This is a genomic window from Vibrio sp. R10-SG3-ISO3, from assembly GCF_059834225.1.
In genome coordinates, this window is record NZ_JCBDHE010000018.1 from 1 (window position 1) to 21,112 (window position 21,112).

Consider the following 21,112-nt stretch of genomic DNA (forward strand, 5'->3'; position numbering starts at 1 on the left):
TGATAGTCCAAGATCCGATGGACTCAAGCAATAATGTACTGCGATTAGAATTGCGAGACGGCGATCAATTTCGTACGCGCTCTGGGTACGCCTATCGCGCGGAAGTGTACGAGCGCTATAAAGCACCGTTCAATCAGCCAATACACTATCGATTTAAAGTACTGATCACTGACCAATGGCAATACGATGATGTGCGCGCTTTAATTGCGCAGTGGCATGCCACGCCAGATCGTCATTTGAATGAAATCAGCCGTAGCCCAAACCTCGGGATTGAACTGCGTAATGACCGCTTTTTGATTCGCTCCCAAACCAGTCAGCTAGCGGTGAACACCGACAACAAACACGGCATGACGAGAACTCAGCACTACCTCAGCGCGCCTATCGAGAAGAATCGCTGGTATCAGTTTGATGTCAAGGTGAAATGGACGCCTAACTCTGACGGCTACCTTGCCATTACCATCAATGACCAACCCGTCGTGAACCACCACGGGCCAACCAGTTATGTCGATTGTCTCGGCCCCTATTTTAAAGCAGGTATTTACCGCGACCACAGCGTCAACACCTTTGCTCTGCTGTTGGATGACTACTCTCGAACCTTGATTGAGGAATCAAACACGGATTTGGAATAAGCCATATTCCAAATCTACGATCCTTATCTACTAAAATGCCGCTCAAACCGACTTTTCTATCATTAGTCGTTGCTCCTACGCGTTAAACCATGCTCAATCTTGAGCATGGTTTCGACGCAACTGCACGCATTGGAAACCGTGCCATTGTGAAAGTTACTTTCACAATTCGGAAATTTGGAAGCCAAATTTCCGTTAAACTCATGTCTTATTTATACTTGCTTACACTAAACTGCGACTTTCCCTCAGCCGATCTCACTTGACCTGACCTGCATCATAGAAGTGCTCTACTCCACCTTTTTGCCTTTTGAAAGATAATTACAAGCCCATCCACTTTTTAGTAGGTTATTTATCTCTGCACGAGTTAATTGTCATTCAATATGACTTTACCCTTCCCCCAAGGAACACGCTTTTGCAGAGATCTTGATTTTCAGATTCAGCGATTTTTTCTATCAGTTGGTGATTTTACTGATATCGACTGAATCCAAACGGAGCAAACGATGACTAAAAAGTGGTTTACTGAGTCGGTTGACGCTACAAAAGAGGTGCTTGAAACCTCCGTTGAGCAAGGCTTAACAGCGCAAGACGTCGCGAACCGACAATCACAATACGGTAAAAATGAACTGCAAGAGCAAGCCGGAAAATCCGCTCTAGAACTTTTCCTTCACCAGTTCAAAAACCCTCTAATCTTTATCCTCGGTATTGGCGCGATCGTGTCCTTTTTTACCGGACACCTCGTCGATGCCATTGCGATCACGGTGATCATCTTCATCAATGCCATCATCGCGTTTTGGCAAGAGTTCAAAGCGCAAAAAGGGATGGAAGCCCTGCGCGAGATGGCGGCGCCTACCGCACAAGTGAAACGTGACGGCCAGTGGATGGATATTCCGGCCAAAGAAATCGTGCCGGGAGATATCCTAAAAATCAGCACCGGTGACATTCTTGCCGCCGATGTACGCATTATCGAAGCCAACCGCTTGTCGATTGATGAAGCGGCGCTCACCGGTGAATCGGAACCTGTCGATAAGAAAGTCGAGGTGATCGATGATGCCACGGTTGGTCTTGGCGATCAGCGCAACATGGGCTTTATGACCACCATCGTCACATCAGGTACTGGCTTAGGTATTGTGGTCAACACGGGTATGAAAACCGAAGTGGGCCACATCGCCGATATGATGGCGAACACCGAAGAGACCAAAACCCCAATGCAAGAGCGCATGGATACCATCGCAAAAATCTTGATGGTCGCGGCGCTCGCCGTCGTGGCCGTGGTGTGTGGTATTGGTCTCTATCACGGTATGCCGTGGCTTGAAATTCTTAACACGGGTATTTCGCTCTCGGTCGCAGCAATTCCAGAAGGTCTGCCAACGGTTATCTCGATTGTATTGACCATGGGCTCCACGCAAATGGTGAAGAACAACGCACTGGCTAAACAGCTCTCTGCGATTGAAACGCTGGGCTCGACTACCGTCATCTGTTCAGACAAAACCGGCACGCTGACTCAAAACCAAATGCAGGTAATGAAAGCTTACGATGTGAGCGGCCGCTACTGGGAAGTGAGTGGTAAAGGCTTTAGCCCAGAAGGTGAATTCAAACCACTCGGTCACCATATTGATGCCAAGCAAAGCCCGGAAATGATGAAAGGCTTAGTCGTCGCGACCCTGTGTAACGACGCCGAATACCTCAAAGATGGTGACCAGTCTAAAGTGCGCGGTAACCCAACCGAAGGCGCCTTGATCGTCGCGGCCGCCAAAGCAGGCCTAGAGCAATCTGAAATGCTGAGCACGGGCGGTTACTCTATTGTTGAAAAGTTCCCGTTTGATTCAGCGCGCAAAATGGCGTCTGTGATTGTTCGAAGCCCTGAAGGTAAGCACTTCCTCGCCATTAAAGGCGCACCCGATGTGGTATTGAACCACTCCGCCGGTTTTATGGTGGATGGTCAATATGTGTCTAAGCTGCCGGTGAGTGCGACGGTTGGAAACTGTGCCCTAAAGACTGATGCTGCGGATTGCATCGTGGCCAACTATGAGGCGGCGATCCAAGATTTTGCCCATCAAGCACTGCGCACGTTGGCGGTCGGTTACAAAGAGTTAAGCGATGACGATCTCAAACGCGATCACAGCGAGCTTGAGCAAGAGGTCATTCTGCTAGGTCTTTACGGCATCATGGATCCACCTCGCCCTGAAGTGCGCGCTGCGGTAGACAGCTGCTTCGATGCAGGCGTTCGCACCGTGATGATCACCGGCGACCACGCATTGACCGCCGCCGCGATTGCACGTGAGATCGGCATTATTCGCAGCGAGAAAGACCGCGTCGTCACCGGTACCGAGCTCGATGCGATGGACGATGACGAATTGCGCCGTATCTGCCCACAAGTGGCCGTGTTTGCTCGCGTGACGCCTGAGCACAAACTGCGCATCGTTCAAGCTCAGCAGTTCAACAATGAAGTCGCCGCGATGACAGGTGATGGTGTCAATGACGCTCCAGCCTTGCGCCGTGCTGACATCGGTGTTGCGATGGGAATCACAGGTACCTCGGTCGCCAAAGATTCCGGTGATTTAATTCTGCTGGATGACAACTTCAGCACCATAGTGAAAGCGGTGCGTCAAGGTCGACAAATCTTCGATAACCTACGCAAGTTCATTCGCCAAGCGCTAACGGCGAACGTCGGTGAAGTATCGGTGATCCTATTTGCTTTCTTGATGATGGGACCAGAGGCGATTTTGCCGCTCACGCCATTGATGATCTTGTGGATTAACTTGGTTTCAGATGGCCTACCAGCACTGGCTCTGGGTGTTGATCCAGAAGAAAAAGATTTGATGGAACGCAAACCTCGCAAGCGTAACGAGAGCTTCTTCAGCGACCACTTAGGCACTCGCATTGTCACCCGTGGCTTGGCCCTTGGCGCAATGAGCTACCTAGCGTTTAACTGGGCGCTTGACAATGGGTTTAGTGCAAATTATGCACAGACCATGGCCTTTGCGATGCTGGTGTTTGCTCAGCTGTGGCACCTATTTGACTCGCGCTCATTCACGACCTTGTTCCGCAAGAACCCACTGACCAACAAGTCGCTGCTTGGTGCCGTTGCTATCTCAGCCACGCTGTCGCTTAGCGTCATCTACACCGGTATTGGTCAGCTGATCTTCAGCACTGAAGCCTTGCAAGGTGGTCACCTATTTGGCGTCATCATGGCCGCCTCTCTGCCTACCTTGATTCTGTCGGCGATTAAAGAAGTGACGAAGACCAAACTCGTTTAAGCCCTGCGCCGCTACTCAAACGGCTCGACCCTGTCTAGAGAAATTTAGGCACGGTCGAGCCGTTTTTTCTGGTACTTATCCCTTTTTATACCAACGACTTAAGCATGAATAGTCGCTCTCATGATGTGTTGCGGGCCAGCAGAACCACCTAAATAGATCTTGCCAGTATCGACAAAGCCGCTTTTGAGATAGCAGGCTTGCGCGCCGGGATTTTTGCAGTTGACCGTGAGGTAAATCGTCTCAAACTGCGGATAGTTGGCGACGAGATACGGCATCAATGCGCGAATCGCTGCTTTGCCATACCCTTTGCCTTGATGAGCGGCGTCGATGGCAAACGCTCTGAGCCCCATTGCGTGATCGGGACAAAAGTCGTAGCGGCGACGATAGGCGATATCGAGTTTGAAAAAGCCGACTATGTTATCGCCGGCCAGAATCACATGCCGATGTGTGGTTGGGCAATGATCGGAGAGAAACTCCTCAGCGGTCCCCGCAAACTTCACTTGCGCTCGGGGTAGCGTGACCCCTCTTACTCGATCAATGGTCTGTTCGCTGAGCGGCTCAATGCAAATCATGATTGCCCCTCCAACACGGAGCGCACGAGGGTAACTGTATTGTGTGCATCGCGATAATCCACGGCGATGGGATAAACGTTATCCTCAATGCGTAACACCAAAGAAGGGAACCCATTCGCGCCAATCTGGCGAGAAAAACGAATCTCATCCAGCAAAGACTGGTTGAGCTGCACACTGCGATAGTCCTCTTCAAAGCGCGTCATATCCAGCCCAGCCTGGCTGGCGAGTGCAAGCAACACCTCATCATCACTGGGATTTTTCGCCTCAAGATAATAGGCGCGTTGAATCGCGTTGATCATCACCAATTCGGCGTCTTGCTTGCGCGCCGCCAAGGCAGCGCGACATGCGGGGTACGTTGAGCGCCTTGGCGTGTTGCTAGTCCAAAAATCGTAGTTAAATGGCGTGCCGAGCAAGTTTTCTATTTTGCGCCAGTAGGAGGCAATTTGCTCTCGCATCGCTATTGGCATCGGCTCATCACTGTCTGGCGCTAAACCGCCAACCACGTACTGCACGCTAACCGTACCTGAGAGTTGCTGTTTGACTTCCTGCCATACGGGTTGGTAGCCCCAACACCATGAGCACATCGGATCGTAAACATAATAGAGAATGGGCGCGCTTTGCATCTGAAGGTTCCTGAAATCCATATTCACCTTCAGTGTATCAGCCTCAGTGACGAATGCCTAAAAGGTATCCTGTGTGTTGGCCAAGAGGGTGATTTGTTTGTCACAGCCTAAGCGGCAGTGATAGAGTGGCGGCTATGCGCGTAATACCGCACAGATGTCAACAAGATAGACCAAGAGATAACCAATATGATTAATGACGACACAATTATCGCCAGCCTAGAAGAACTTGAAGCCTTTTTGATCGCCGTTGAAAACGGCACGCTTGGCCTACAGGGTGTCGCCGGTATCGCCCTTGCGACCAGCAACGCAGACGGTCGCCGATTTGTCGCAGTGCTCGATGACAATCATCAATTGATTCTGGGCCGCTGGGTCACGGAAGATGTGTTCCAAAATGGTCAAGAGTTAGTCAGAAGTGGCACTGGCCGTAAACACTAAACCGAAAAGGGCTGACGATACGTCAGCCCTTTTTGATGGCGTTCAGATTGAGATGAACGCTAACGATGCAAGGGTTTCACTACGCTGCTTTCGGCGCGTTGTAGTTGCCTAGCAACGCGTCATAAAACTCACTGTCGTTCAACACGCCCACTAAGCGCCCCTCTTCCATCAATAAGATAGGCTGCCCGCTGCGCTGTTTCAGTTCAATCGCTTCACGCATCCCAATGTCCGGGCTGGTGACCACCACGGTCGAGGCATTCACGGCGTCGAAATCACCCTTGCTTGCATCCCAGTGCAGCAAAGAGAGCGAGGAGTCAGGCGCGAGTTCGAGGCGCTCGCCTTGTTGACTCACCCACAGCGCGTCACTGCCGCACACTTGCCATTGGTTGGCGTTGTGCTTCAACTCTTCCACCGGCTGCATCAAGGAGCGCCCTTTCAATACATTAAGAGGATTGGTGTGCGCAACAAAATCTCGTACGTAGTCGTTCTCTGGCGTCAGAATGATTGCTTCTGGTTTACCGTGCTGGATCAGCTTGCCTGACTCCATAATCGCAATGTTGTTGCCGATTTTAAGTGCTTCATCAAGATCGTGACTGACAAACAAGATGGTTTTATTCAGTTTCTTCTGCAACAAAATCAGTTCATCTTGCAACTGAGCACGGATCAGTGGATCGAGCGCGGAAAACGGCTCATCCATCAGTAAAATATCACTGTCCATCGCAAAGGCGCGCGCAAGACCGACACGTTGCTGCATCCCCCCTGAGAGCTCATGCGGGAACTTATCTTCCCACTCGGCTAAGCCTACCATCTCGAGCTGCTCGCGCGCTTTGGCTCTTCGCTCGGCTTTTCCTTGCCCTTGCAACTCGAGACCAAAGGCGACGTTGTCCAATACGGTGAGCCAAGGCATAAGCGCGAATTTTTGAAACACCATAGAGACACGATGCGTGCGCAAATGGCGCAGTGTCTGTTCATCACAGTTGGCGAGATCGACTTGTGAATCACCATCTTTGATGGTTAATGAACCACGAGAGATCGTATTGAGCCCATTGACCGCGCGAAGCAGGCTGGATTTGCCCGAGCCAGAGAGGCCCATCAAGACACAAATTTCGCCTTCATCGACCGACAAAGAGACATTATCGACCCCCACCACTTGCGAGGTTTGGTCAATGATCTCTTGGCGTGATAGTCCTTTGTCGAGTAAATCGAGGGCCAGTTGTGGTTTGTCACCAAACACCACATCAAGATTGTTAATCGTAATCGCTTTCATGATTAGGCTTCCTTCTGGTTCGGTGATTTACACAGTCGATCAAGGATGATAGCGACCAATACGATGGCAAGACCGGCTTCAAAACCTTGCGAGATATTCACCGTGTTAAGCGCACGCACTACAGGTTTCCCTAAACCGTCTGCCCCAACCAGCGCGGCAATCACCACCATCGACAAAGACAACATAATGCACTGTGTCACGCCCGCCATAATGCTTGGCATGGCCGCAGGCAGTTCCACTTTAAACAGCAGTTTCATGCGCGTGGCACCAAACGCTTTACCGGCTTCGACCAGCTCTTCCGGTACTTTAGTGATGCCGAGGTAAGTCAAACGAATCGGCGCGGCAATGGCGAAGATGATGGTTGAAATCAGCCCCGGGACAATACCCAAACCAAACAGAACCAGCGTGGGGATCAAATAAACAAACGTGGGTACGGTTTGCATTAAGTCGAGAATCGGTCTGAGCAGGGTGTAGAGCCAACGACGGTGCGCCGCCATAATGCCCAGAGGCACGCCAATTAATACAGAAATCGTTGTCGCAGCAAAGACTAAAACAAAGGTTTCTAGCATCTCTTGCCAGTAGCCAAGATTGAGAATCGTCAGCAACGCGCCAATAATGAATAACACCAGCGGAAGACTACGATGCAGATACCAAGCAATGGCCGCCGTCATTAAGATCGGCATCGCAGGTGGCATCCATTTAAAAATGTCTACAACAAACAGAATAATGGTTTCAAGAAAGAGAGAAATCGCATCAAACAGCCCAGCAGCGTTAAATGTTAGCCAATCAACCCCTGCTTCCATCCACTCACCCAATGGGATTTTGTTGTCAGTAATAAAATTCACAATATAACCTTGATGTTGCGGGTGGGCAGTGCCCACCCATTTGAATTACGCTTTTGAATCAATGTAGTTTTTCACCGCTGAAGCCGCGTCTTTACCGTTGATGGTCTTCACGCCTTCTAGCCACTTTTCAACCTGCTCTGGGTTGGCTTTTAGCCACTGCTGAGCCGCAATTGAAGGTTTAACATTTTGATTCAAGATGGCTTCCATCAACTGGTTTTCCATCTCAAGGCTAAACTCAAGGTTTTTCAGTAGTTGGCCAACGTTGCCACATTCAGACAAGTAGTTCGCTCGCACGTTGGTGTACACGTTCGCACCGCCGTAGTTCGGGCCAAAGAAGTCATCGCCGCCCGCGAGGTATTCCATCTCAATATTGCTGTTCATTGGGTGCGGTGCCCAACCAAGGTAGACAATCCACTGATTGCGGCGTACAGCGCGTGCCACTTGAGACACCATGCCGGCCTCGCTGGATTCAACCAGGCTGAACGATTTCAGGCCAAATGCATCGCTATCTATCATGGATTGGATTAGGCGGTTGCCGTCATTTCCTGGCTCAATGCCATAAATGCGGTCGCGGAATTTGTCGGCGTTTTTCGCGATATCAGCGAAGTCTTTAACCCCCGCTTCATAGACGTATTTCGGTACTGCTAGCGTGTACTTCGCACCCTCTAGGTTGGCACGTACGGTTTCCACTGTGCCAGCCTCACGGTATTTAGCGATATCTCCCTCCATCGTTGGCATCCAGTTGCCAAGGAAGATATCGATATCACCGTTTGCCATCGATGAGTAAGTGACGGGTACAGAGAGCAGATCCGTCTTGGTTTGGTAACCCAGACCTTTCAGTACTTCAGACGTGACTGCGGTGGTCGCGGTAATGTCCGTCCAACCGACATCGGCGAAACGCACGGTTTCACACTGATTGGCATACGCATTGATCGCTAAACTCGACAGGGCGAGTGTTGAGAAGGTTTTCGTCATCATAGACATGTTGATTTCCTTTTTACTAACTTTCTGTTTTTACTAACTGCTTATTATGTTGACCGGCCGCAACGTGCCGGTCCGTGCTCGCTTTTTGCGAGTCTTTCCTTCGCTTTACTTAATGATGTGCGCACGTTTGGGCGCATGAATTCGCTGTTTTTCTTGCCATTTCGGTGCAACCCACACAGGTTGGTTGTCTGGCTCAAGCAGAGGCTTGCCCAGAATCATATCCGCTGCACGCTCAGCCACCATGATGGTGGGCGCGTTGAGGTTGCCATTAGGAATGGTCGGGAAGATGGATGAGTCCACAACACGCAAACTCTCCACGCCACGAACTCGACAGCTTTCATCCAATACCGCCATCGGGTCATCGTCTGCGCCCATTTTGCAGCTGCACGACGGGTGGTACGCACTCTCTACGTTCTGTTTCACCCACTCGTCAATCGCCTCATCACTGGTGACGTCGCTGCCGGGTTGAATCTCTTCACCGCGAAACGCATCCATCGCTGGCTGGTTGAGAATCTCTCGTGTCAGGCGAATGCAATCTCGCCAGTCCTGCTTGTCTTGCTCAGTCGAGATGTAGTTGAACTCAATCTGCGGCTTATCGTGCGGATTCGCCGACGTGATCGCCACGCGACCACGACTTTCAGGCTTATTGGGGCCAACATGCACTTGAAAACCGTGGCCATCAAACGCCGCGCGTCCGTCGTAACGCATCGCTGCAGGCAAAAAGTGATATTGAATATTGGGCCACTTCAACCCTTCACGTGAACGAATAAAGGCGCACGACTCAAAATGGTTGGTGGCCCCTAAACCTTTGCGCGTCAGGATCCACTCAGCGCCGATCATGCCCTTACTGATTAAGCCAAGTTTGCTGTTAAGGGTAATGGGCTGGGTGCAGTGATATTGGAAGTAGACCTCTAAGTGATCTTGCAGGTTTTCACCCACACCCGGTAGATCATGTTTGACCTCGACACCCGCCGCCTCAAGCACCGCTTTAGGTCCAATGCCGGACAGTTGCAGCAATTGCACCGAGCCAATGGAACCGGCACTTGAGACGATCTCTTTACTCGCCATTGCTTGCATAACCTGACCCGACTTTTCATACTCCACGCCAATGGCACGGCCGTTATCGAGCAGCACTTTGCGCGCAACGACGCCTTTAATCAGAGTCAAGTTTGAACGCTTACGGGCACGCTTTAGGTAGGCGTTAGACGTAGAAGCGCGAACCCCTTTGTCTACCGTCATGTCCATCGCACCAAAACCTTCTTGCTGATAGCCATTGTAATCGTCGGTTTCGGGATAGCCCGCTTCCACGCCAGCATCAATAAAGGCGCGGTATAGCGGATTGAGTTCCATATTGTTGCCACCACAGGTGCCAAGCGGCCCATCGCCGCCTCGGTAGGCATCTGCGCCGCCCTGCCAAGATTCCGCTCGGCGGAAATAGGGCAGACAGGCTTGGTAGTTCCAACCCTCGGCGCCGTGTTCCTGCCACTGGTCAAAGTCACAGGCGTGACCGCGCACATACACCATGCCATTGATGGATGAGCTACCACCCAACACTTTGCCCCTTGGGCAGTGCAGTTGTCGGCCATCTAAGCCTTGCTCAGGCGTCGTTTCAAATTGCCATGCGTATTTTTCACTGTTCATGGGGTAAGAGAGCGCCGTTGGCATCTGGATAAAAATGCTCTTATCGCTGCCCCCGGCCTCAAGCAGCAGCACTTGGTGCTCACCGCTTTCGGTCAATCTGTCCGCCAGTACACAGCCCGCTGAACCAGCGCCCACAATGATGTAGTCGTAACGAGTTGTCATTGTCTGCCTCCCGTTACGCGTATGGGCTTTCGTAGCCGCCAAGTTCCACCAAAATACTCTTGGTTTGGGTATAGTGGCGCAGGGTTTCTGGGCCATTTTCACGACCAAGACCAGAGAGCTTGTAGCCGCCCACTGGCATTTCTGCCGGGGAATCGCCCCAAGTGTTGACCCAGCAAATACCCGCTTGCATCTGATGAATCACTCGATGCGCTCGAGACAGGTTTTGAGTAAAGACACCCGCTGCCAAGCCATAGTCGGTGTTGTTCGCACGCGCGATCACCTCGTCTTCATCGCTAAAGGTGAGCACGGACATGACAGGGCCAAAGATTTCCTGCTGCACGTGAGGCATGTCATCATCGCAATCAATAAACACTGTTGGCTGAACGAAATTGCCGTTTGCTAGCGCGCCATCTTTCACCGCCTCACCGCCAGTCAATAAGGTCGCGCCGCTCTGCTTGGCACTTTCAATCGCTGCGAGCACTTTTTGTTGATGCTCTTTAGAAATAAGCGCGCCAATCTGGGTCGCCTTATCCATAGGATCGCCAACCACCAGTTTCTCGGTTCGCGCTTTAAGTTGTTCAATAAACGCGGGGTATAAGGACTCATGCACAAACACACGAGTGCCGTGAGTACACACTTCGCCTTGGGTATAAAAATTTGCCACCATCGCTGCCGACACCGCATCGTCAAGCTTGGCATCATCAAAAATGATCAGCGGTGACTTACCACCAAGTTCCATGGTGACGTGCTTGAGCGTACGCGCACTGTCTGCCATCACTTTCTTGCCCGTACCCGACTCACCAGTAAACGACACCTTGGCGATATCAGGATGTGCGGTCAGCATTTGACCAACGCGATGATCCCCTTGCAAGACGTTAAAGACGCCATCAGGCAGCCCTGCTTCAGTGAATATCTCAGCCAGTTTCAGCGCGGTCAGTGGTGTCTCTTCCGACGGTTTGAAAATCATCGCATTTCCTGCGGCGAGGGCTGGAGCGGATTTCCACATAGCGATCTGAATCGGGTAGTTCCACGCGCCAATCCCTGCGCAAATGCCCAGCGGCTCGCGACGTGTGTAGAAAAACTGTGATTCACTTAGGGGCTGCTGCTCACCTTGAAGCGCAGGAGCAAGCCCGGCAAAGTATTCGATCACGTCTGCGCCGGTGACGATGTCCACTTCCAGCGCTTCTTGCAAAGGTTTACCCGTATCCGACACTTCGAGTGCGGCGAGTTCATCATTGCGCTCACGCAGCAGCGCCACCGCTTTGAGCAAAATGCGGCTGCGCTCAGTGGCACTCATCGCTGACCAAACAGCAAAGCCTTTCTTCGCCGATTCAATCGCAAGCGCGAGATCGGCTTCGCTGGCTTGACCTATGGTCGCCAAAGGTTCACCCGTTGCCGGGTTGTAGGTGGTAAATGTTTCACCAGACGTTGCCTGGTGGGCTTTACCGTCGATAAATAGTGATTTCATATCCATGTAAAGTCTGACTTAAATTATTTTTGTGAGTAAAACGTGAGTTGTTTATCGAGATAATCGTTGATGATTTGGCGCGCCATATCGGCGTCTATGCCTTGCGGGTTGAGCGTCCCGCGAATCCAAATCCCATCGATCAACGCAGCGATACCGTGCGCGACCACCTCCACCTGTTCGGCAGAGAACAGCGCCTTGAGTTCGATCTTCAGATGAGAGAGCAAGCGCTTCTCATTGACTTGCTGAAGACGTTTGAGCTGAGCGTCGTGCATTGAGTATGACCAGAAAGCCAGCCAGGTTTTGGCCACCTTATTCTCTGCTTGATAACCGACAAAGTTGCCATCAATGATGGCGTTGATGCGTTCAACGTGGGCGTCTTTTGGCAACACCTTGAGTTTCTCGGTGATGGTGGTTGAGAGCTGACGCAAAATCTCACGCATCGTCTCCTCTAACAGGCCATGTTTACCGCCGAAATAGTGGTTGATGATGCCCGTCGACACACCCGCTTCTTTGCTGATCAGCGAGATACTCGCCGCGTGTAATCCTACGCGGTCAATCACCGTCATGGTGGCCTGCACCAATTGCGGTTTTCGAATTTGCGGCATCCCAACTTTCGGCATCAAACGGCTCCATTTATTTTTTATTGAACGTTCAGTTAAATATAAAATGCCTGAAAATTAGTTCGAACTCAAATGATTTTTCATTAACGTAAAGAATCAATCCTGATTGAGAGGCGAAAACGGGTGAGAAGAAAACCGCAAAAACGACACAAAATTGCTACATTTTAGCGACAATGATCGCCTTCAAATAACTGAAAGTTATAGATATGAAGTAATAGCAGCATCAATTACGCCACTTAAAAGTGAGAGGAGACCAATGAGTGCGATTTACACGCAAGAGCAGCAAGAGATAAAAATCACGTATACGAAATATTGTTGATTAGCCCACTAAACAAAGTGCACAACACTAAACTTGGCTTGTGGCAAAAATGGAGAGTGTTGGGCTCAGGCGCTATACCACCGCCAACAGCTTTTTGAGCAAGGTTTCCGCATTAGTCGGTTTGACGATGTAATCCACCGCGCCCAATTTGAGGCACTCGACAAAGCTGTGTTTATCGGTATTGCTGGTCAGCATAATGATGGGCACATGTTTAAGTGGCTCGAGCTTTTTAAACGCTTTTAATGTCTCAACACCGTTCATCACAGGCATATCAATGTCGAGTAGTACGGCACTGGGTGGGAACACTTTGGCTTTCATAATCGCTTCAGCGCCATTCGAGGCCGTTTCCACCCGAAATCCTTTCGGTTGCAAAATCGTGGTGATGATTTTAAGCATCATTTTCTGATCATCGGCGACAATCACCAAAGGCTCTGTTTCTTTGGTTTTCGGCTTAGCACTTCTTACCTGAGCGCCGAGATCACTGAAGTAGACCTCATTAAGGTTCTTAAATTCATCTAAGCCCTGCTTCATACGCCCGCTGGTCTCATCGCCTTCTAGGCTTTCATGGCGCTCACCTAATTCATTGAGATCCCTTGCCAAATCATCCAAAAGACCACCCTGAATGCCTTTCTCATCATTGATCGATCCTTCGATACCATCGAGTTGCAGCGACACGTCGAACATATCTCGGCGCGAATCCTCTATCTCTTGCTCCAATTCGCTGACTTTGATCTGCTGCATCAGCGCCTCAGACGTGAGATCCAACAGCAAACGCACCTTGTTCATGTCATAAACAGGATTGATCGTGTCGTAGAGAAAAAAGCGCTTCGACATGCACTCTTGGTAGGCTTGCTCACGGTACTCTCGATTACAAAACAACACCGACAAATGAGGGTATTTCATGATGTTCGACAGCGCACTGTGTGAATCAAGCAACTGGTACAAATCAATCGCAAACTTAGGGTCTTCAAAGGCGTAGATGAACATGAAGGCAGTGTGCTGACCACGCGCAAACTCAATAAACTCTTTTTGATCCTCTTTTAAATTGGAAAAGACCAGTTCACTGGCCCGACCACGCAGAACCTCCTCCATCAAGTCACGAATTTCATGTGACTCATAAAACACCACAACGGTAATCGATTTATCCATATCTTTTCTCGGCCCTTAAATCAGTGAAACTAAAGAATGCCCAAGGTGTTCAATTGCTGCTCTATCTGCGTCAGCTCCGTCTTAATCTGCTCGATGTTGTGCGCTGCTAAATCAACGTCTTGATTGTTCAGCTCTATCTGTTTAAACAGTTCACTCACATAAGCCGCGCCACTTGAAGCCGAAGAGCCTTTCGCGGCGTGCGCCAAGCTTTTGATCTTATTATAGTTCAAAGCAGAGATGGCCGACTCAAGATCGGCCACTTCCGTTTGAATACTTTCCCAATACATGGTGAGGATCTCACTGATGATCGCTTTGTCATCGGTCCCAATCACCTCAACTAAGGTCTCTAGTCTCAGACCCTTTTCCATCCCCTCTTCCGTTTCCCCTTCCTGCGTATCAGGAGCGCTGGCTTGCGCGGCACTGATCTGTTTCAGCCAATGCGCCAGTTTGCTCTTCAATAAACCAATTTCGACCGGTTTGGAGATGTAGTCGCTCATGCCCGCTTTGAGGCAGGTGTCCGCTTCTCCCACTAAGGCGTTAGCGGTGATCGCGATAATGGGGATCGGTGCTTGAGATCGCTGTGCTTCACGCTGCCTGATCTGAGCCGTGAGCTCGTAGCCATCCATATTGGGCATATGGCAATCGGTCAAAATTAAGTCGTAAGCGCCGCCTTCCCACATCTCTAGACCTTCGACCCCATCATTGGCGATATCATGGGCAATCCCGAGATTGTCCAACTGACGGCCAATCACCATTTGGTTGGTTTTGTTATCTTCGGCCACCAGCACACGTACCCCTTCGGTGGCAAGTTGAGTAAGCATCGACCCACTCGCGCCATGCGCGCTTTCTAAACTCTCTTCCGGCCATTGAAAATCAGGACTCACCAGACCGCAAAGCACGCCAATGCCATGAATCAACTCACTCGGTTTAAGCGGATGCCCTGCAATCACGAACAGATAAGGATTCACATACCCTTTTGATTTGATTGGATCTTCTTCGATCATTAAACGCAGCGCGCCATCGCTGTCAATTTGAGCGTCAAAGAGCGGATCGCAGATCAAAATAGGCTTTTTGTCGCCCTCACGGCGAGTGACGGGTTGCCACTCTTGTGGGCTCGATAACACCGTCATGTCTGTTACGCCTAACTGCACTAAGCTGTGTTCACAGCCATCTTGGAACGGCGCTTTACTTAAGCCAATCACAATCGGCTGATTCGCCAACATCACGTTGCTAAATTCTGGCGTACGGTCAATCACCTCTGGGATGGGAATCGTGAGCGAGAACGTACTGCCGACCCCTACTTCACTGCGCACCGCCACTTCACCGCCCATTAACTCAACAAAAGATTTGGTGATGCTCAGGCCAAGCCCTGTCCCGCCATATTTACGAGTGGTCGAGGTGTCCGCTTGCTGGAAGGGAGTAAAGAGCGATTGCAATTGGGTTTCACTGATGCCGATGCCGTTGTCACTCACCTCGATGTGCAGCAAAGATTGAGTGTGGTCAAAGCGGCTCACCAACTTCACTAATCCTCGTTTGTCCTCGTAGTGGGAAAACTTGATCGCGTTGCCCGTTAGGTTAAGGATAATTTGTCGGATGCGTAGGGAGTCAATAGCAATGCTTTGTGGGATAGACAAGTCTGGCTCCAACACCAGATCGACGTTTTTGTCCGACGCGTTGACCCAAAGATTCGCAGCGGTTTTTTCCATGATTTCAAGCAGCGAATTAGGCGTCCACTCAATTTCGATTTGGCCTGACTCAATTTTAGAGAAATCGAGTATGTCGTTGATGATATCAAGCAGGGCAAATGAAGAATCACGCACTGTGGTCGCCATGCGTTTTTGGTCGGCGTTGAGTGGGGTTTGTCTCAGCAGTTCAATCATGCCGATCACGCCGTTCATCGGGGTGCGTATTTCATGGCTCATGGTCGCAAGAAATGCCGACTTCGCCTCGTTAGCCCGCTGGGCAGCGAGCGTCTCTTTTTCTAACTCGGTTAGGATGCGTTTCTGCTCGGTAATGTCGATGTTGATACCAAACATCTTGACCGGTTTGTTGTCGTCATCATACACGATAGCCGCCGCCACCTTCGCCCAGCGTACATCGCGCTGTCCTTTACGACGAAAACGAAATTCCGACTCGATCGCCAAATCAAACTGCATCGCGTCTTGAATCTCTTTCTCTATCGCATCAATGTCCTCTTCCAACACGCGGTCACGCCAGTCAACGTAGGTGAGTGGGAGCCCCTCTTCGACACCATAAAGATCATAGGTACTCGGATCCCAGCGCAATTCATCCGTCTCAATGTTGTACGCCCAGTTACAAATCCCACCCGCTTCTGACGCGATGTTGATTCCGCGAATCAACTCTTCGCGTTGATCGCGTGCGTCACGCAGCTCCTGTTCAAAGGTCTTGCGTTCCGTGATGTCTTCAATAATGGAGATATAATATTTGGGCTGCCCTTCGTCATCTCTCACCAAAGAGATGTTGAGATTTGCCCAGAAAACGCTTCTATCTTTGCGGATATAGCGCTTATCTAGGGTATAAAAGTCTGAGTGGCCTTCTAGCAAGTCCTTTAAATAGCCTTTGCTTACAGAGAGATCTTCATGATAGGTAATGTCTACCACATTCAGTTCAAGCAACTCCTGTTCAGAGTACCCCAAACTGGCACAGATACGCTGGTTGACTTCCAGCATTTTTCCATCCAGCGCAACACGAGCAATCCCGACGGCGGCTTGGTCGAAAGCGGTACGATAAATGGTCTCTCGTTCTTTTAGCTGTTTTTGCAGGCTTAATTGCTCATCTTTGATCGCTTGCTGCTCGGTGATATCGCGTATTGCAGCGACAAACAAGCTCTCGTTTTCCAATCTCGCTTCGCCCACTGAGATTTCAACAATGATGATGGCCCCGCTTTTGTGCTGCGCCTTGACGGTTCGCAGTTGACCGATAAATTGACGGATCTCTTGGTCAAAATAGCATTGGCGCGCTTCGTCGTCTTTCAAAGTGGTTTGCGGTAGGAGCACTGCGATAGGTTGACCTATCATTTCGTGCTGCTTGCGACCAAACATCAACTCCAACGAGTGGTTTACGTCAATAATGATCCCTTTGTCATTCATGACTATCGAACCATCGATGGCGGTATCAAACACGGTTCTTAAACGCTTGGCGGCTTCGCGAGATTCTCTGGTACTCTCTTCGATACGCCTTTCAAGCTCAAGCCTAGCGATCTCGTCATCTTTCTTAATTTCCGTAATGTCGTTGTGCACCAGAATAAAGTGGGTCACCTTGCCTTCATCATCAAAGACGGGGTCAACACTGAGGTTATTAATGAAGGTAGTGAGATTTTTCCGGTAATTGATCATCACACAGGTACAGCTTTTGCCGTGCTCGATCGCTTCCATCACGCGCTGCTTAGAAGAACGCTCTGTTTCTGCTCCCCAGAGCACTTGATAATGTTGATCGATCAGTTCGTCTGCTCGGTAACCAGTGAGAAATTCAATCGCTTGGTTGACGAAGATGATCGGCATCGAGGTTTGTCTGGCATCGGCAATCATGATGCCAGAAGCCATCGCGTTCATCGCCGTGCGTTGCAGCTCGACTAGCTGCTGCTTCTCGCTCACTTCACTGAGCAATCCATCCCGCTCATACAGTTTTTCTTTCAGTTCCAGTAACGCGTTGTTGATCGAGCTGACTTCATCTTTTCCTTGGCGCTTTTCAATCTCTGGCTCCAAGTTACCATTGGCGATTTCCAGTATGGCTTGAGTCACCTTTTGCAAAGGGCGCGTCAATATGCGCGAGGAGAGATACCAGAGTGAGATGATCAACATCAACGCGACAAAGAATATCCACTTGCCCAGTTTCATCAGCTCAGCGTATTCGTTGTAGGCGATATTTTTGTCGACCCGGATCAAGGTCGACCAATTCGGAACCGGCACGTCGGTCTCACTACTGAAGTGCGCAAAAGCGGTGAACTGCTCGATGCCTTTGCGTGCATGAGTTGAAATGACTGTCCCCGTCAAACCAGCAATCGCACGTTTTGCTCCTTCGACCCCCTCATTGACCAAATTGAGCTGGCCCAGGACCGAAAAGTCGCGCTCATAAGTGGTGGTTTGTTGGACAAGCGGGTCGTAATCAACAATCACGTTGCCTTGTTCATCCAGTAGGGTGAGCTCGGCATAAGGTAAGCCTTTTTGCGCCAGCAGTTGGTAGGCTTTCTCAAAACGCTGCTCAACAATAGTAAAATCCAAGATATTGAGCCAATAGCCAATCAGGGTGCCTTGGGTGTCGTAGATTTTCGAGCCGATCAGGAGATCAAACTGCTGCTCATTGGTGTCGATGATGCGCTTGGTTGGGCCGAAGAAAAACACATCCCCGACGGCGTGCTCGGCGCTAGAAATCGCTTTAAACCAGTTGGATTCCACCACCTCTGATTTGGAAATATTGTTGCTGAAAATCGTTTTTCCTAAATGGTTGCGGCTATTTTCTGCAATCATTTCTCCATTGAGATCCATGATACCGATGCGCCGATAGACTGAATAGTTCTTGATAAGTCGATTAAGCGAGGCCAAAAATTCCGGATCTGTGACATCATATTTAAGCTCGGCTTCATTTTCCAACTCACCCAGCACTAAAGGAAAAATCGACGCGTCGTGATAGCGCTCCATTAAGTTTTGCTCAATCAAATAGGTCAGGAACTTAGCTTCCCGCTCTAAGCCGTTGGAAGTGTATTGCTTGAGCAGCCCATCACTTTTACTCAGCATTAGATAGGTCGCGGACATCATGAAAAGTCCAACAATCATCAGTCCTATTGGCAATTGCTTTGAAAGTTTCATTTTCTGTCCTTAGGCTATTAGAGTTATTGTTTGCGGTGCTCAGTCCATAATCCCACTTGGCCACGATTGACTCTCGCCACTGCCTGCTCACTAGGTTCAGGGCGAGCTAAACCAAACCCTTGACCGATATCGCAGCCCAAACGCTGTATCGCTTGCAGCGTTTTATTGTCTTCAATCCCCTCTGCCACGACTTTGAGACCAAAGTCTTGGGCGAGGCCAATACAGCGCTGACATACGGCCAGTGATTTTTCATTCTCTAGCACATCAAACACAAAGCTCCTGTCAATTTTGAGCTCGTTAAAGGGTAGAGAGTGCAGCTGGGTGAGGGTTGCATAGCCGGTACCAAAATCATCAATCGAGACGCCAAAATTGAGCATCCGCAAGCGAAGTAACGACACATGCACGCTTTGTGGATCGTTTGAAATCAAAGTTTCGGTCAGTTCGCACACGATGCGATGATTGCTGATGCGAAACTCTGCCGCTTTGTCCGACAACCACTGCGGGAAGTGCTCATCTTCCAGCACTTGGCTAGAGACATTGAGTGATAAGGTGAGATGCTCATACGCGCTGCCTAACTGAGAAAAAGCGTGCATGGCGGCGTTGATCACTTGCAAGGTGAGCCGCATCATCAAACAGCTGTTTTCCGCAGTCGAAATAAAGCGGCCGGGCAGAATCAAGGTGTTCTCATCGGGTTCGATTCGCGCCAAGGCTTCAAAGCCCATCAACTGCATGGTGTCTAATGAGTATTGTGGCTGAAAATACGCTTTTACATGTTTGTTATCGAGATGCATTGCCAACGCTTGCGGCGTTAACGGCTCACTCTCGAGCGGTTGATCGTGCACATCGCAGCCCGGTTTACGATGCAGGTAGTGGCGAATCATCGCAGCCGTGATGGGCTTGGACGATACGCCTAAAATACGCAGATGGTAGCTTTCGGTGAGCGTGCGCGTAGAGCGAATCAACGCATCGTCTTCACCACTAATGATGACGATGTCGCCGCGAAATCGTTCATTACTCAACTTTTGCAGTAAATAGAGTCCATCCGAATCGGGCATATTAATGTCACAAAAGATAAGATCGATGTGCGCCCCAGCCACTACGTCATACGCTTGCGCCCCATTCCCTGCCTCATGAATATCAAAGCGCCCCAACGCATTAAGCGTGGACGCTAACATGGTGCGGATAATGGGCTGATCATCAACAATCAGAATGGATTTGGTCACAAACACTTCGCCTTTGAGAACGATATCTAAACGAAAGTATAGTAAACAATTACCGTGATGATGCTTTAGTTAATAATTGATCATGCTGATATATCAGCCTTTATTTTAGAAAGGGCTGATATAGATTTGTGATAGTGAACAGAGAGAATAACTCGCTAAGCGCGAGGGAGAGCCAGCGAGGAAATGGCGTGTCTTGTGAGTCTAGGGGGCAAGGACTGAAATCAAAATGCTGTAGAGCGTGTACAATCTGTTTCATTCACGCAAGATGATCCCAGCCCTCAATTCTTAGTTAGGCGTCAACATTAACTTAATGCACGTCTCTCACCAAGCGAACCCAATTATCAATTGAGATGTAATCCGTGGCCATCTCAGAAGCAAGCTCATAGTCGGCAGGTATACCGCTTTTGGGATCACTACGTTGTGCGCCGGCGCCATGCCAATCGTAGTATTGAGTAGAATCAGAATTTTTCTTACTCCATGCCTGCGCAAAAGAAACGTAGACCGCCGTGTGTTTAAAGTCACCTTGAGTGGTATTCGTCCAAAAATAGTACGAATCATTGCTTGACTCAAACTGAGTTGGTGTCACATCAAAATAAGTCGTGTTGATCGCGGGTAGATCTTTCTTTTCGTAGTCAACCAGAGATTGAAGCTCTTTTGCGTTAGGTAAACGCCAATCACTATACCCTGCCAAAGTGGCGTTTTCGGCGTACTCCAGTGCGTCAACCCAGTTCATCCTTTCGCCACTGTCACTTTTCGCCCACATCAAGCCAGTCGAGCGATCTGTAACGGTACCATCTTGATTATCAACGTAATCCATTTCATAGAGAGTCGTTGTGCCACGAACTGCGCGTACGTAGTTACCTGGTACAAACATATTATCGGAGTCCTGAATTTCTGACCCATCAAAAAACAACCCTGTTTCATAGGATTTGATATGTCCATCGGCAAAATTGAAGCCGAAGCCACCCTGCAGCCCTCCATGAGTGGTGAAATTTTGTACTGCCCCTTTGTTATACACGGTGCTAGACCAAAATGCACCGGCAAAAGGCAAACGCTTATCGTATTCAAAATCGAAGTATTCGGTATCGATATAAG

15 protein-coding genes are annotated in these 21,112 nt (G+C 49.8%); 3 read left to right on the forward strand and 12 right to left on the reverse strand.

The genetic code is table 11. The annotated features are described in order from the left end of the window. Both AC6R1A_RS04960 and AC6R1A_RS04965 read left to right on the forward strand, forming a co-directional pair. Nucleotides 1-629 (forward strand): polysaccharide lyase family 20 protein (locus AC6R1A_RS04960; protein WP_500646147.1); only part of this gene is annotated, 629 nt, incomplete at its 5' end. Nucleotides 630-1,126: 497 nt separating this feature from the next. After that, nucleotides 1,127-3,883 (forward strand): cation-translocating P-type ATPase, encoded by a 2,757-nt coding sequence (locus tag AC6R1A_RS04965; protein ID WP_500632358.1) that lies wholly within the window; start codon nucleotides 1,127-1,129, stop codon nucleotides 3,881-3,883. Nucleotides 3,884-3,981: 98 nt separating this feature from the next. Here AC6R1A_RS04965 and AC6R1A_RS04970 read toward each other — a convergent pair whose 3' ends face one another. After that, nucleotides 3,982-4,455: a GNAT family N-acetyltransferase gene (locus AC6R1A_RS04970; RefSeq protein ID WP_500632357.1), complete on the reverse strand. Its 474-nt coding sequence runs from the start codon at nucleotides 4,453-4,455 to the stop codon at nucleotides 3,982-3,984. Then, nucleotides 4,452-5,078: a DsbA family protein gene (locus AC6R1A_RS04975; RefSeq protein WP_500632356.1), complete on the reverse strand. Its 627-nt coding sequence runs from the start codon at nucleotides 5,076-5,078 to the stop codon at nucleotides 4,452-4,454. The genes AC6R1A_RS04970 and AC6R1A_RS04975 overlap by 4 nt, the downstream gene beginning before the upstream one ends. A gap of 186 nt (nucleotides 5,079-5,264) precedes the next feature. Between AC6R1A_RS04975 and AC6R1A_RS04980 the strand changes: the two genes are divergently transcribed. Further along, a complete protein-coding gene (locus AC6R1A_RS04980) occupies nucleotides 5,265-5,513 on the forward strand; it encodes a hypothetical protein (protein WP_334553381.1) in 249 nt (82 codons plus the stop codon). Nucleotides 5,514-5,592: 79 nt separating this feature from the next. Here the strand turns inward: AC6R1A_RS04980 and choV are convergent, their stop codons facing one another. The 10 genes from choV to AC6R1A_RS05030 form a co-directional block, all read right to left on the reverse strand. Beyond that, a complete protein-coding gene (choV, locus tag AC6R1A_RS04985) occupies nucleotides 5,593-6,780 on the reverse strand; it encodes a choline ABC transporter ATP-binding protein (protein ID WP_500632355.1) in 1,188 nt (395 codons plus the stop codon). Nucleotides 6,781-6,782: 2 nt separating this feature from the next. Then, on the reverse strand, nucleotides 6,783-7,625 hold the full coding sequence (gene choW / locus AC6R1A_RS04990) for a choline ABC transporter permease subunit (protein WP_334553378.1): 843 nt from the start codon (nucleotides 7,623-7,625) through the stop codon (nucleotides 6,783-6,785). Nucleotides 7,626-7,670: 45 nt separating this feature from the next. Continuing rightward, nucleotides 7,671-8,609: a choline ABC transporter substrate-binding protein gene (locus AC6R1A_RS04995; protein ID WP_500632354.1), complete on the reverse strand. Its 939-nt coding sequence runs from the start codon at nucleotides 8,607-8,609 to the stop codon at nucleotides 7,671-7,673. A 105-nt stretch (nucleotides 8,610-8,714) separates the two neighbouring features. Further along, the gene (gene betA, locus AC6R1A_RS05000) at nucleotides 8,715-10,412 is read right to left on the reverse strand and encodes a choline dehydrogenase (RefSeq protein ID WP_500629947.1); all 1,698 of its coding nucleotides are present in this window, start codon (nucleotides 10,410-10,412) and stop codon (nucleotides 8,715-8,717) included. 13 nt (nucleotides 10,413-10,425) lie between these two features. Then, nucleotides 10,426-11,886, reverse strand: a complete 1,461-nt coding sequence (betB, locus tag AC6R1A_RS05005) for a betaine-aldehyde dehydrogenase (RefSeq protein WP_500632353.1) — start codon at nucleotides 11,884-11,886, stop codon at nucleotides 10,426-10,428. 17 nt (nucleotides 11,887-11,903) lie between these two features. Continuing rightward, nucleotides 11,904-12,500: a transcriptional regulator BetI gene (betI, locus tag AC6R1A_RS05010; RefSeq protein ID WP_487903301.1), complete on the reverse strand. Its 597-nt coding sequence runs from the start codon at nucleotides 12,498-12,500 to the stop codon at nucleotides 11,904-11,906. 391 nt (nucleotides 12,501-12,891) lie between these two features. Further along, entirely contained in the window at nucleotides 12,892-13,968 is a 1,077-nt protein-coding gene (locus AC6R1A_RS05015) for a response regulator (RefSeq protein WP_500632352.1), read from the reverse strand. A gap of 29 nt (nucleotides 13,969-13,997) precedes the next feature. Then, a complete protein-coding gene (locus AC6R1A_RS05020; protein WP_500632351.1) occupies nucleotides 13,998-18,794 on the reverse strand; it encodes a PAS domain S-box protein in 4,797 nt (1,598 codons plus the stop codon). Between the two features lie 23 nt (nucleotides 18,795-18,817). Continuing rightward, nucleotides 18,818-20,017: an EAL domain-containing response regulator gene (locus tag AC6R1A_RS05025; RefSeq protein ID WP_500632350.1), complete on the reverse strand. Its 1,200-nt coding sequence runs from the start codon at nucleotides 20,015-20,017 to the stop codon at nucleotides 18,818-18,820. Between the two features lie 307 nt (nucleotides 20,018-20,324). After that, nucleotides 20,325-20,891 carry an Lcl C-terminal domain-containing protein gene (locus AC6R1A_RS05030; RefSeq protein ID WP_500646148.1) on the reverse strand — a complete coding sequence of 189 codons (567 nt, stop codon included), beginning with the start codon at nucleotides 20,889-20,891 and terminating at the stop codon, nucleotides 20,325-20,327. Between the last annotated feature and the right edge of the window lie 221 nt (nucleotides 20,892-21,112).